The sequence below is a fragment of the Streptomyces cyaneofuscatus genome, assembly GCF_033109485.1.
GTDB lineage: Bacteria > Actinomycetota > Actinomycetes > Streptomycetales > Streptomycetaceae > Streptomyces > Streptomyces cyaneofuscatus.
In genome coordinates, this window is sequence record NZ_CP137002.1 from 742,431 (window position 1) to 755,326 (window position 12,896).

The window sequence follows — 12,896 nt, forward strand, 5'->3', positions numbered from 1 at the left end:
TCTGCCCGCATAAAGTGCACCCGTGACCCAGATGACCCCGCCCGGCTGGCATCCAGACCCCGGGCATTCAGGTAAAGGCCCCGATCAGGAACGCTGGTGGGACGGAGCGCAGTGGACGGGCCACGTCCGCCCGTCACCCGCCGCCGTGCGCCGCCGTGGCATCCGTATCGGCGTCGGCGCGATCGTCGGCGCCGTGGTGCTCGCCGCGATCGGGGGCGGGATGTACCTGCTGCGCGAGGACGACGGGGGCCGGCCGGGCATCGCGGTCGCCTCACCGTCCACGCCCCCGCCCGCCCCCGAGGGGTCCGGCGCACCGGACGGCGGGAACGGGAGCGAAGGTGACAAGGACGGCGAGGACGGCGGCGGCTCCCAGGGCCCCGGCGAGCAGCTCCCGCCGACGGAGCCGGGCTACGCCACGGACCTGGCGGCCGGGATCAGCCTGCCGGTGCCCAAGGGGTGGACGGGCAAGTCGGCCGCGGTCGGCGCCGGTCTGACGACGGGTGAGCACCCCTGCCCCGGCGGCGCCGGCAAGACGTGTGTGCGGGGAGGGGTCTTCTCGGCGCCCGCGGTGGCCCTGAAGCTCACGGCCGGGACGGCGGAGGATGCGGCGAAGAAGGACATCGCCGTCAACGCCGAGGAGTCCTACGGCGGGGACTCCTACGGGAAGATCACCTCGCACGAGGAGATCAGGTCCGGCGCGGTCACCGTGGCGGGGCAGAAGGGCTACGCGGTGCGGTGGAAGGTGGTGACGGAGAAGGGCGACGACGGGTACGTGGAATCGCTGGTGTTCCCCTCCCCCGCCTCCAAGGACATGCTCGTGGTGGTCCGGTCCGGCTTCGACATCAACAAGGACGCGCCGAAGCTGTCCGTCCTGGACGAGATCGTCAAGGGCATCAAGGCCGCGTCGGGCGCGGGAGCGGGCAACGGCGGAGCCGCCTGACCCCCACCGCGTACGGGAGCCGGACCGTGTACGGGAGCCGGGCGGGACCACGGGGTCCGGCCCGGCTCCCACCGCGTTCAGCCGGTCTCCCGACGCACCTCAGCCGGTGACGGTCGCCGGGTCGCTGACTCCGGCGGCCCCCGTCTCCACATGGCCCGCGAACCGGCGGAGGAAGCCCGGTTCGGCGTCAGCGGTGACGGACACGTCGTACCAGCGCTTGCCCGCCCGCAGGTCGACCGTGCGGGAAACCGTGGCGCCCGGCCGTACGGTCACCGTCTGTTCCGCTCCCCCGTAGGCGTTGGCGATCGTCAGTACGGCGTCCGCGGCGCCGTAGTTGGTGAGCGTGAGGTCCAGGTTGCCGCTGGTGGCGTTGTGGCGGGCGGTGGCCTCGGGTCCTGCGGTGGCGCCCGGGCTCCGGAACGTACGCAGGAAGCCGTTCGGGCCGTGCACCGTGAGGTCGTGGCTGCCGCCGGAGTAGGCGGAGTTCCAGCGGTCGGTGAGGGTCCGGCCCGCGCCGGCGGTGTACGTCCACGGGGCGTCGGTGCGGTTGGCGGAGGTGACGTAGAACTGCGCGCCGGCCGCCGTCCCCGGGCTGAACGTGAGCGCGATCTTTCCGCTGTCCGGTTCCACGGCCGCGTCGACGTAAGGCTCGTAGGGGAGCGGCCGGGTGGGGCGGCTGCCCGGTTCCTGAGCGGGCATGGCGCCGACGGCCGGCGGGACGGGCCGGTAGTCGGGGTGGCGCTCGCGGTCCGGGGGCTCGTACGCGGAGGTGTCCGGCAGGTCGTCGGGGGCGGGTTCGGTGCGGCCGAAGTCGAACGCGGAGGTGAGGTCGCCGCAGACCGCCCGCCGCCAGGGCGAGATGTTCGGCTCGTGCACGCCGAAGCGCTGTTCCATGAAGCGCAGTACGGAAGTGTGGTCGAAGACCTCGGAGCAGACGTAACCGCCGGTGCTCCAGGGCGAGATGACGAACATCGGCACACGCGGGCCCAGCCCGTAGAGGCCGGGCCCGTAGGAGGGTCCGCCCGGGTAGACCTCCGTGGTGGTGTCGGCCGTGGAGAGGCCCTGGGCGGCGGAGGCCGGCGGGTAGGGCGGGACGACGTGGTCGAAGAAGCCGTCGTTCTCGTCGTACGTGATGAACAGGGCGGTCCTGCTCCAGACCTCGGGGTCGGAGGCGAGGGCGTCGAGCAGCCCCGCGATGTACCAGGCACCGTAGTTGGAGGGGAAGTTGGAGTGCTCGCTGAAGGCCTCGGGGGCGGCGACCCAGGAGATCTGCGGCAGCTTCCCGGCCTGTACGTCGGCGGCGATCGCGTCGAAGTAGCCACCGCCGGCCTTCACGTCGGTGCCGGTGCGCGCCTTCTCGTACAGCGGGTCGCCGGGCCGGGCATTGCGGTATTTGTGGAAGTAGAGCAGTGAGTTGCAGCCGTAGTTGCCCCGGTAGGCGTCATCGATCCAGCCCCAGCGCCCCGCCGCGTCCAGCCCGTCCCCGATGTCCTGGTAGACCTTCCAGGAGACCCCGGCCTCCTCCAGCCGCTCGGGATAGGTCTGCCACCCGTACCCCTGCTCCTCGTTGCCGAGCACCGGGCCGCCGCCCGCGCCGTCGTTGCCGGTGTAACCCGACCAGAGGTAGTAGCGGTTGGGGTCGGTGGCTCCGATGAAGGAGCAGTGGTAGGCGTCGCAGACGGTGAAGCGGTCGGCGAGCGCGTAGTGGAAGGGGATGTCCTCGCGGGTGAGGTAGGCCATGGTCGTGGGGGTCTTGGCCGGTACCCACCGGTCGTAACGGCCCCCGTTGTAAGCCCGTTGGCCGCCCGGCCAGTCATGGTTGAGGCCCTGGAGGAACTGCATGCCCAGGTCGTCGGCGGTCGGGTGGAACGGCAGCGTCACCTTGCCCGCGGCGTCCGCCTGGTGCCACACGGACTTTCCGCTCGGCAGAGTCACGGGCCGCGGGTCGCCGAACCCGCGGACCCCTTTCATCGCCCCGAAGTAGTGATCGAAGGAACGGTTCTCCTGCATCAGGACGACGATGTGCTCGACATCCTGGATCGTCCCGCTGGCCCGGTGGGCGGGTATGGCCGCGGCCCGGTCGATGCTGCCCGACAGAGCGGCGAATCCCGCCGTCGCACCGGCGATCTGCAGAAACCGGCGCCGATTCATCTCAGTCATGCGTGGGGGCCTCTTGGAGTGGGGGAACAGAAGCGAACAGAATGCTCCAAGAGAACCGAACAGAAGGGAAGGGGTCGTGACGGGCCGGTAAATGCGGGCGGTACGGCCGGACACGGGACACCGGGCTCGGCCGTTCGCCGGGGGTGCGTGGGTCGGGGGTGCGTGGGTTGGGTGCGCGTCAGCCGTGTGCGCGTCAGCCGTGTGCGCGTCAGCCGTGTGCGCGTCAGCCGTGTGCGCGTCAGTCGCGGGGCTCGCACAGGGCGGTGTCCAGGACCTTCATCATCTGCGCGTTGGGCACATTGGTCACCAGGTGGGCATTGGTCACCACTGAGGCGTGCCGGCCGTCCTTCGTGACCAGTGTCTGGGTGAAGTAGCCCGGCACGGCACCGTTGTGGCCCCAGGCCTTGCCACCGCAGGACAGGGCGTACGCGGTGATGCCGAGCCCGTACTCCACACCCGGCGCTCCGGGTTGGACCGTCCTCTCCAGCTCCGCCAGGGAAGCCGGCGTGAGCACCTCACCGCCGATCAGCGCCCGGTAGAAGGCGGTGAGGTCCTTCAGGGTGGAGATGACGGCGCCGGAGGCGTAGAAGTTGCTGGGCTCGTAGACCGTTCCGTCCAGCCAGAAGAAGAAGCCGCCGATCCGGGCGCCTCGGTAGCCGTGCACGGCGGGTTCGGGTACGGCGCGGTCACCGGCCGCCGGGAAGCTGGTCCGGGGCAGGCCGAGGGGACGGATGACCGTGGTGGTGACCGCCTCGTACACCGGCAGCCCGGTCACCTTCTCGATGAGCAGGCCGAGGATCTCGTAGTTGGTGTTGGAGTAGTGGAACGCGGCTCCCGGAGCCGCGGCCGGGGCGAAGCGGAGCCCGTCCTTCACCAGGGCGGCCAGCGTGTACGTACCGTCCGGACCGGCCTGCGGGAGGGGCAGCCCGTTGGTGGGGATACCGCTGGTGTGCTGGAGGAGGTGGCGCACGGTGATGGCGGTGTCGTCGTACCCGTTGCCGGTGACCACGCCGGGCAGCAGGCCGCCGATCGGCTCGTCCAGCGAGAAGGCACCCTGCTCGACCAGTTTCAGGACCGTGACGGCGACGAAGGTCTTGGTCTGGCTCCCGGCACGGAAGCGCTCGTCCGGCTGGATCGGCCGGTTCTGGTTGACGGTGCCCGTGCCGGTGGAGAGGGTCCAGGACGTGGATCCGTCACCGGCGTGGACGCCCGCTCCGGGGCCCGCGTTCGCCTGGAGCGCCTTGAGGGCCGCCAGGGTCGGGGCGTGGTCCTCGGCCGGCTTCGCGTGCGCGGCCGTCGGGAAGGCCAGCAGCGCGGAGGCGAGGCCGAGCGCGAGCGGAAGGCGTAACGTCTGCGACTTCACGGCGTGTGTTCCTCTTCGGTCCGGAAACAGGGCGTTCGCCGGCGCACGGGCAAGGGGCGGGCCACCGACAGCCGATCGCCATGCACCTGCCACAATGAACGGCCGGGGCACCCGCAGGCCCGAGTATGAACCGGACCCGGCGGCCGACGGACCGGCCTTCAGGAATTCGCTCCGATAAACATCGCATTCGGCCAAGTACGCGACGCTTCCCGCCGAGCCCGGCCCGACCTCGGCCTCGTTCCCGCTCCGGTCCGCCCCGCCAACTGCGCTTTCAGCGAAGGGCCTTCAGCATCTCCGCACCGAACGGGGTGATGTCCCCGGTCCGCCCGCTCAGGGTCTTGGCCGCCCACTCCGGGTCGGCGATCAGGGCGCGGCCGACGGCGACCATGTCGAACTCGTCGCTCTCCATCCGGTCCAGCAGTCGGTCGACGCCGGTGACCGCGGAGCCGTTGCCCGCGAAGGCGCCGAAGAAGTCACCGTCCAGGCCGACCGAACCGACCGTGACCGTCGGCCTGCCGCTGATCTTCTTCACCCAGCCGGCCAGGTTCAGGTCGGAGTCGTCGAACTCGGGGAGCCAGTAGCGGCGGGTGGAGGCGTGGAAGACATCGACCCCCGCCTCGGCCAACGGCGTGATCAGGAAGTCCAGTTCGGTGGGGGTCTGCGCGAGCTTGGCCTCGTAGGCGTGCATCTTCCACTGGGACATACGGAAGAAGAGGGGGAAGGAGTCGGAGACCGCCGCCCGGCAGGCGGCGACGATCTCGGCCGCGAACCGGGTACGGGCGACGAGGTCGCCACCGTAGGCGTCGGTACGGCGGTTGCTGCCGGACCACAAAAACTGGTCGATCAAGTAGCCGTGGGCTCCGTGGAGTTCGATGCCGTCGAAGCCGAGGCGCTCGGCGGCGGCGGCTGCGTCGGCGAACGCGGCGATGACGTCATCGAGGTCCTGCTGCGTCATGGCGCGCCCCTTGGGCTCGCCGGTCAGGGAGACTCCCGAGGGGCCCACCGGTTCGGCGTCCGCCACCGGGGGCGCGCCCTCGGTGCGCGTGACACCCACGTGCCACAGCTGCGGGATGACCGTACCGCCCGCCCCGTGTACGGAGTCGACGACGCCGGCCCAGCCCGCGAAGGCGTCCTCGCCGTGGAAGCGCGGGACCCGGTCGCTGGTCCCGGCGGAGTCGTGGTCGATGTAGGTGCCCTCGGTGATGATCAGGCCCACCCCACCGGCGGCCCGTCGGGCGTAGTAGTCCGCCACGTCCCGGCCGGGGACCCCGTCGGGGGAGAACTGCCGGGTCATGGGAGCCATGGCGATCCGGTTGCGCGACGTGAGTCCGCGGACCGTGAAGGGGCGGGAGAGAGACGCGGCCGCGCGGCCGGATTCGAGGTCGGTCACGTCAAGTCCTGTTCATCTTCGTCGGCTGGGAAATGCTCCACTCGACGCCAACGCCCGGACGGAGCGAGGGCATACCGGCCGCGCGCACATGTGGCCCACGTCTCCTCGGTCACTCCCGCTCGCACCCGGCCTGGCCGGCGACGGCGTCGGCCAGGCCGGCCAGCAGGTCGGCATCCGGGCGGAGGTCGTCGCGGGCGGGCTTCTCCTTCAGCCCGTGGAAGTGCCCGACCTGGACCAGGGTCGGCCTGCCCGCGCAGGTCAGCAGGGCGGACCGGTCCTTGTCGTCGGCGCCGTGCCGTTCGACCAGGGCGGGTTCCTGGGTGACGGTGAAGTGGACGAGGTTGTCGCTGTCGTCGTCGCCGACGCCGATGGCGCAGCTCCACAGGCGGAAGTCGCCCCCGGTCGCAGCCTGGGAGAATCCGGCGACGGCCGATGGCTTCAGCGGGGCGAACCCCTCGATGCCGCACGCCCGGGCGGGGTCCAGCTCCTCGCGTTCGAGTACGGGCGGGGCGGCCCCCGGCGGGGTCGCGGGTGCGGGTCCGGAGCAGCCCAGTTTCCCGGTCAGCCGGTCGGCGGCGGTGGTCAGGACGGTGGCCATCCGCTTCTGCAGAGCGCCGTCCCTCCAGGTCTCCTCCTGGTCGTTCGTCGCCTGAATCTGAAGATAGGGCGCGGCTTTTGCCAGGGCGTCGGCGCAGTCGGTGGGCAGCAGGACCCCGGCGTACGTCCTGTTGACCCACCCGGGCGCGCCGGGGATCGGGGCGCGGACCGGGGACGCGGCGGCGACCTCGTCGGCGGTCCCCCAGACGCTCTCGGCGGAGTGCAGGGATTCGAGGCTCAGCGTGAACTCGTCGTCCACATCGCAGTAGGAGAGCCGGGAGGCTGCCACTGCGGTCTCCCTGGACGTGTACCGCTCGCGCGGTTCGACGGTGAGCGCGGACACGTCCGCGCGGGTGAGGCTGCCCCAGCAGAAGGAGGTCTGCGGGGTGGGTTCGTCGCCTCCGCGCAGGGACAGGGCGAGCGCGCCGCCGCCCGCGAGGAGGGCGACGGCCGCCGCGGCGGCGAGGATTTTCGTGCGGGGGGTGTTCATCGGTGGCTTCCGGCCGGTCGGGGGGCGGTGGCTTCCGTGGGGCCGTGGGTGAGGGCAGCCGGTCCCGGCTCCCAGGCCGCCGCGCACAAGGACTCGGCGACGGCGGCCGTGTACCGGGCGGCGGCCAGCCAGTGGGCGGCGAAGCCGTCGGTGTCGGCGGGGAGGAGGCGGCCGAAGAGGTCGCGTTCGCGGCGGGCCGCCGAGGCGCGGAGGGTGGTGAGCAGGCCGGCGGCCGTGGGGAGGCCCGCGCGGCGCAGGCGGCGGGCCTCGGCGGTGACGTCCCCGACCATGCCGAGGGCGGCGCGGCCCGCCGGGACGGTCTGTTCGACGCGGCGCTCCAGGAGATGGAGGGGTGACTCCGCGCCGGGGCCGCCGGGCCGGTCCGGGGCGGAGTGCACGGGGGCGACCGGGTCGGGGAGGTCGGCGCGGCTCAGACGGTCGAAGCCGAGGTCGACCGTGGACTCCCCGGTGGGGTGCGAGCAGGCCAGGAGGGTGAGCCGGGGGTGCGGGGCGGGCACCAGGCGGCCGATGATCCGCAGCCGTTTCCCCGGTGCCGTGGCCAGGAGCATCAGGTTGTCGCGGTGGGCCAGCGCGGGGTCGTCGTCGGCGACGGCGAGCCGGACGGGGACCCCGCCGTCGCACCGCGCGAGCAGGCACGTACCGCCCGACTCCCCTACCGCGCCCAGGAGTTCAACGTCCAGGAAGACGAGGTCGCTGCCACCGCCGTCCGGTTCCGCGTAGCGGGAGACGGATCGCAGGGCGCGAGCGGCCTGTTCGGCGGGCGGGGTCTCCCACAGGGCGGCGAGAGGCGGTTCCGTCCAGGCCGCGCCCCGGGCGGTGACGGCCTTGACACCCTTCCCGGCGCCCAGTCTGCCGTCCGGCGAGACCGTCGCCCCGGAGACCGCGAGGCCGGCCCGGCCCAGCTCCCGGTGGGTGAGCGCGGTGTCCCCGAGCCGCACGGTGCGGTCGGCCACGCCCAGGGCGCGTCCCACCCCGCCGGGCGCCACGTCGCCGACCGTGCAGAGCCGGCCGTCGGCGGTGACGACCCAGGTGCGGGCGCCGCCGTGCCCCGAGTCGGTGACCACGGGTTCGGTGAACAGGCCGTACAGGCGCAGGGACCCGTCCGGGCTGTACGGGCGGCGGGCACGGCCCCGTACGGCTGCCAGCTCCGCGCCGGAGGCCGTCCCCACACGGTGCGCGGTGCCCAGGAGTTCGGCCAGGGCGGTGACGAGGTCGGCGGTGCGGTACGAGGGGTCGCCGGCGCGGGCCGCGCGCAGCAGGGTGACGACGGACAGTGCGGCGGACGCGCCGCGCGGCAGGTGCCGGAGCCGGGCGGTGTGCGCGGCGCGCAGCAGTGCCGCCTGGGCGACGGCCCCGGCCCCGGCCACGCCCGCCTCCAGCACGGCCGCGCCCGCCGACCAGAGAGCGGCGGCCGCCTCGCGCTGGGCGGGGGTTGCCTCGTCGGGGGTGGGGGTGGGCGCGGTGATTGCCGGGGCGGGGGCGGTCGGCGGGGTGGTGTCGCCGGGGGACGGGGTGGAGGTGGGGGGCGGGGTGGGGTCGGGGACCGTAGGGGCGGCCGGTTGTGCGGCGGGGTCGGGAGCCACGTCGGGGGTGGATTCGGCGGCGGGTTCGGGCTCGGGGGCCGGGTCCGCCGCGGGGGCGGCGCAGGCGGCAGCCGCGCGGTGGACGCAGGCCGGGGCGAGGAGGCAGCCGCAGGTGATGGCGTCCACCGTGGCCACCACGCCGCCCGGGGCGTGGAGGCGCAGTTCGGTGTCGTCGTCGACCGCGATCGTCACCGTCTCCCCGTCGCGGTGCGTGGGGCGGCTGCCGAGCTTGGTGACCGCCGCGTCCAGCCGCTTGCGCAGCCGGGGCGAGAGGTCCTCCACCAGTGTGGCCGTGACCTCCGGCGCGACGGGTGGCAACGAGGCGGCGGTCATGCGGTCTTCTCCCCTATCCAGCGGGCGAGTTCGAGTGGGCTGAGGGCCGCCACAGGCATGCCGGCGGCCACGAGCTGCCCGGCGACGCCCGTCGAGTAGCGCGGCCGGCCGGCGTCGTCGAGGCTGGCGCACCCCAGGACATGGCAGCCGGTGGCGACCAGGGCCCGGACCTCGGACAGCAGTCCGCCGAGCGGAGCGCCCTCCTCGAAGTCGCTGATCACGACGACAAGGGTGCGGCTGGGCACCGTGATCAGGCTGCGCGCGTGCCGCAGCCCGGCGGCAATGTGCGTGCCGCCGCCCACGCTCACCTCCAGAAGGAGGGAGAGGGGGTCGTGCACATGGCCGGTGAGGTCGACGACCTCCGTGGAGAAGGCCAGGAAGTGGGTGCTCAGGGTCGGCACCCCGGCCAGGACGGAGGCGGTCAGCGCGGACCAGATCGTCGACGCCTCCATGGACCCGGAGACGTCGGTGACCAGGATCAGGCGCCAGTCGGCCGACCGGCGGGCGCGGCTGCGGAACACCGGCTTCTCGGGGACGACTTGGACCGTGCCGTCCTCCGTACGGCGGGCGGCGGCCAGATTGGCGCGCAGCGTACGCGGCAGGTCGAGCCGTCCGCCCGGGCGGCGGGTGGGCCGGGCCAGCATGGTGCCGGTGAGGGCCGGCCGCAGCCGGGTGGCCAGCTGCCGGGTCAGTTCGTCGACCAGGCGGCGGACCAGTGGCCGGAGGGCCGCGAGGCGCGCCTCGGGGAGACCGCCCGCGTAGCGCAGGACCGTGCGGAGCAGCTCTACGGAGGGGGTGGCGGCGGCCGGGTCGAGCTCGGTGAGGACGTCCTGCCGGCCGGTCGCGGCAGCGGCGGCGAGGACCTCCTCGCGGACGCCGGGGCCGAAGAGCGCGGCGAGTTCCTCGGACCACTCGCGGACTCCGGGGAACGGTGCCTCGCGGCCGCCGCGACTCCCGCCGGGGGTGGGCAGGCCGCCACGGGAGCCCTCGCCGCGCCCCGCGCCGTACAGCTCGTCCAGGGCGGTGGCCAGGCGGGCGGCCCCGGAAGGCAGTTGGTCGGGACGCCGGCCGAGGACGAGCCGCCACCGGTCGGCGGGTGCGAGGGTGCGTACGGGGGTGGGTTCGGGGCCGGCGGCGGATTCCGGACCAGGGCCGGGGGCGGATTCCGGACCAGGGCCGGGGGCGGATTCCGGACCAGGGCCGGGGGCGGATTCCGGGCCGGGGGCGGAGGCGGTAGCGGGGCCGGTCGCCGGGGAGGTCCCGGTGGTGCCGGGGTACGCCGGGTCGGCGTGAGGCCGGGTGGTGGCGGCTGGAGCCGAGGGCGGGTGCCGGTCCGTGTCCCCCGGGGACGGGACCGGCAGGCCGAGAGCGGTCAGGAGGTCGCGGGCGGCGAGGTCGGCGACCGCGCGGCGCGCCAGCTCCGCCGGGTCGTCCGCGTCGGCGAGGTCCACCCGCTCGCCCAGGCGCTCCTCGACCGTGCCCAGCAGCCGGTCCCGGGCGGCCGGGCTCAGGGTGTCGAAGCCGCCGCGCAGAGCGGGCAGCCGGGTCAGGAACGCGGCGTCGTCCAGCTCGACGACCCGGCGCAGCAAGGGGTCCAGGGCCGCGACGCCGACGGTCAGGAGCGGGCCCGCCGCCGTCAGGACGCCGGTGAGGCGGGCGGTGAGGGCGGCCCGGGAGGGGCTGTCCACCGCCGCGTCCACCCAGGAGGCGACGCGCACCCCGAAGGTCTCGGCCTGCTCGTGGCCCGTGAGCACCCGGACGGCTCCGGCCGCCGCCGCGATCAGCGGGGTGCCGTCGGCGGCCAGCCGGGCGAGGGCGTCGGCGAGCCGGATGCCGCCCAGCCGGTCGGCGCGCTGAGCCAGTTCGAGCAGCGCCCGGGCGTCCTCGGGCTCCTCGGAGCCGGTGAGGCCGTCGACCTGGCGCACCGCCGCCGAGGTCAGGAGCTCCGCCGCGTGCGCGACGCGGGCCGAGAGAGGGGCGACGGCGTTCGCGGCCTTGGGGCGCGACGGGTCGCGGGGCGATCCCAGGCCGGGCAGGTGGCCCGCGGCGACGCGGTCCAGGAGGTCGAGCCCGGCGAGAAGTTCGGGAAGGGTCCCGCTCGCGGGGAGCACGGCCGCCAGCTCCGTCAGGCGCTCATCGGCCAGAACGGGGAGCCCGCACTCCGCGGCTTCCGTGAGGCCGCGTACCACCTGCGCGGCCGTCGGGCCGCCCTCCGCGCTTTCGGTGGCGTGCCGTCCGCGCAGCACCCCCTCGGCCGCCTGTGCGGGGGTGACGCCCCGGACTCCGGCCGCGGTGACCATCGCGGCCGTGGCCGGGGTCCATCGCACGTGCCAGCGCGTGGTGAGCCCTTCCGAACCCGCCGCGCCGGTCACCCCCTGCTCCTGCGCGTAGGGGATGCCGCACGCCGTCAGCCGGCGCAGCAGCAGTTCACGGCGCCCGTCCAGGGCGGAGCGGGCCGGGTCGAGCCGGAGGTCGCGCGGCGTCTTCTCGTGCGTGTCCGCCGGGCCGGGCAGGGACAGCGCCTCGGTCTCGGCCTCCACGGCGGGGCCGAGGCCGCTGCGCGGGGCGGCGGGCGCGGGGCGTCCGGTACGGGTGCCGACGAGGACGCGTTCGAGCGCGTGGGCGACGGCGCGGCCCGTGCCGTAGGTCTCGCCCCGGCCGAGCACCGTCTGCACGGCCTCCAGGAGTTCGCCCCGCCCGGGGGCGGGCAGGTCGCGCAGCCGGGCCAGGTCCCCGGCGACCCGGACGACCTCCCTGCCGTCCGCCGGGCCGTAGGGATGGCCCTGTTCACGCAGGGCGACGCAGACGCGGACCGCGGTGCGGACCAGCGCCTCGTGCAGGGCGGCCGGGTCCCCGGCGGCGTCCAGGACGGTGTGCTGCCACTCCGGGTCCCGGATGCCGGCCGGGTAGCCGGAGCGGGAGTCGAGCAGGGGGTAGGTATACGGGATCAGGGAGACGGTGCAGGCCGCCTCCGCGCCCGCACCGGGCTCGCTCGCGGGTGCCGCACGGGGTGAGTTTGCCGCACCGGGCACGTCGGCCGCGTCCGGTGCGGCAGACACGTCCGGCGCGGGGGCCGTCGCCGCCCCCTCGGCGTACGGCAGCAGCGCCGGGGTGTGGAAGGCGCCCACCACCACGGCGGGCCGCCGCCCGTTCGCCAGGGCCTCGGCGATGTGCTCGCGCATGCACGCCTCGCGCACCAGGTCGGTGCCGTCCACGCCGCGCCGCGCCTCGGCCTCGTACCGCAGCGCCCAGCCGGTGAGCAGGGCGGCGCGGCGGAGCGCCTCGGGTGGGGAGCCGGGGGCGGGGGCCTCCACCAGGCGGTCCCACAGGTCGTCGCCTTCGCGGCCGGTGAGCCGCGACCTGAGTGCGGCGGACAGCCCGTGGCCCTCCCCCGGTACGGGTGCGGAATCCACGCCCGGTACAGGTGCGGGCGCGTCCGGACCGCCCCGCGCCCAGGCCCGGTCGGCGAGCGGGAGATCGCAGGCCACGGCCGGGACCCCGTTCCGGGCTGCCCAGCGCAGGGCGGCCAGTTCAGGCGAGAAGTCGGCGAACGGGTAGAAGGCGGGCCCCTGTCCGCCGCCTACACCCGGGCCCTCGGCGGGCACGGCGGCCAGCGCCACCGGGGCCCGGGTCTCCTCGTGGGCGAGCCAGCCCAGCCAGGGCTGGAACTCGGCGGGCAGCTCGACGAGGAGGACATCCGGGGCCGCCGCGTCCAGCAGGGCCGGGACGGCGGCCGCGAGGGAGGGCGCGTGGTGGCGCACCCCGATCAGGAAGGGCAGCCCGGGCCCGTCCGCCGCGAGCGCCGCCACCGCGGCCTCCGGGGTGGCGGGCCCGGCCTCCGGTGCCTGCGACGGCAGCGCGGTCGGCGCCTCGGCGACCGGGCGCGCCGCCCCGGCGGCGACCGGGCGCTTCTTGGTGGTGGCCGCCGCCTCGGCGATCGGCCGCGTCGTCCCGGCGGTGGCCTCCCGGCCCTCCGGGGTGGCCGTCCGCTTCTCGGGGGTGGTCGACTGGCTCATCCG

At 74.8% G+C, this 12,896-nt stretch carries 7 protein-coding genes; 1 reads left to right on the plus strand and 6 read right to left on the minus strand.

What is annotated here, in order from left to right; all coding sequences use genetic code 11:
* Window positions 1-31: 31 nt before the first annotated feature.
* Window positions 32-940, plus strand: a complete 909-nt coding sequence (locus tag R2B67_RS03040) for a DUF2510 domain-containing protein (protein ID WP_317824767.1) — start codon at window positions 32-34, stop codon at window positions 938-940.
* Between the two features lie 99 nt (window positions 941-1,039).
* Here R2B67_RS03040 and R2B67_RS03045 read toward each other — a convergent pair whose 3' ends face one another.
* The 6 genes from R2B67_RS03045 to R2B67_RS03070 all read right to left on the minus strand — a co-directional run bounded on the left by R2B67_RS03045 (window position 1,040) and on the right by R2B67_RS03070 (window position 12,893).
* The gene (locus R2B67_RS03045) at window positions 1,040-3,100 is read right to left on the minus strand and encodes a phosphocholine-specific phospholipase C (protein ID WP_317816319.1); all 2,061 of its coding nucleotides are present in this window, start codon (window positions 3,098-3,100) and stop codon (window positions 1,040-1,042) included.
* Window positions 3,101-3,338: 238 nt separating this feature from the next.
* Window positions 3,339-4,463, minus strand: coding sequence for a serine hydrolase domain-containing protein (locus tag R2B67_RS03050; protein WP_317816320.1), 1,125 nt, complete (start codon window positions 4,461-4,463; stop codon window positions 3,339-3,341).
* A 271-nt stretch (window positions 4,464-4,734) separates the two neighbouring features.
* On the minus strand, window positions 4,735-5,853 hold the full coding sequence (locus R2B67_RS03055) for an NADH:flavin oxidoreductase (RefSeq protein ID WP_317816321.1): 1,119 nt from the start codon (window positions 5,851-5,853) through the stop codon (window positions 4,735-4,737).
* A 109-nt stretch (window positions 5,854-5,962) separates the two neighbouring features.
* Window positions 5,963-6,940 (minus strand): hypothetical protein, encoded by a 978-nt coding sequence (locus R2B67_RS03060; RefSeq protein ID WP_317816322.1) that lies wholly within the window; start codon window positions 6,938-6,940, stop codon window positions 5,963-5,965.
* Window positions 6,937-8,877, minus strand: a complete 1,941-nt coding sequence (locus tag R2B67_RS03065) for a hypothetical protein (protein WP_317816323.1) — start codon at window positions 8,875-8,877, stop codon at window positions 6,937-6,939. Before R2B67_RS03065 ends, R2B67_RS03060 begins: the two co-directional genes overlap by 4 nt.
* The gene (locus R2B67_RS03070; RefSeq protein WP_317816324.1) at window positions 8,874-12,893 is read right to left on the minus strand and encodes a DUF5682 family protein; all 4,020 of its coding nucleotides are present in this window, start codon (window positions 12,891-12,893) and stop codon (window positions 8,874-8,876) included. Before R2B67_RS03070 ends, R2B67_RS03065 begins: the two co-directional genes overlap by 4 nt.
* Window positions 12,894-12,896 lie beyond the last annotated feature (3 nt).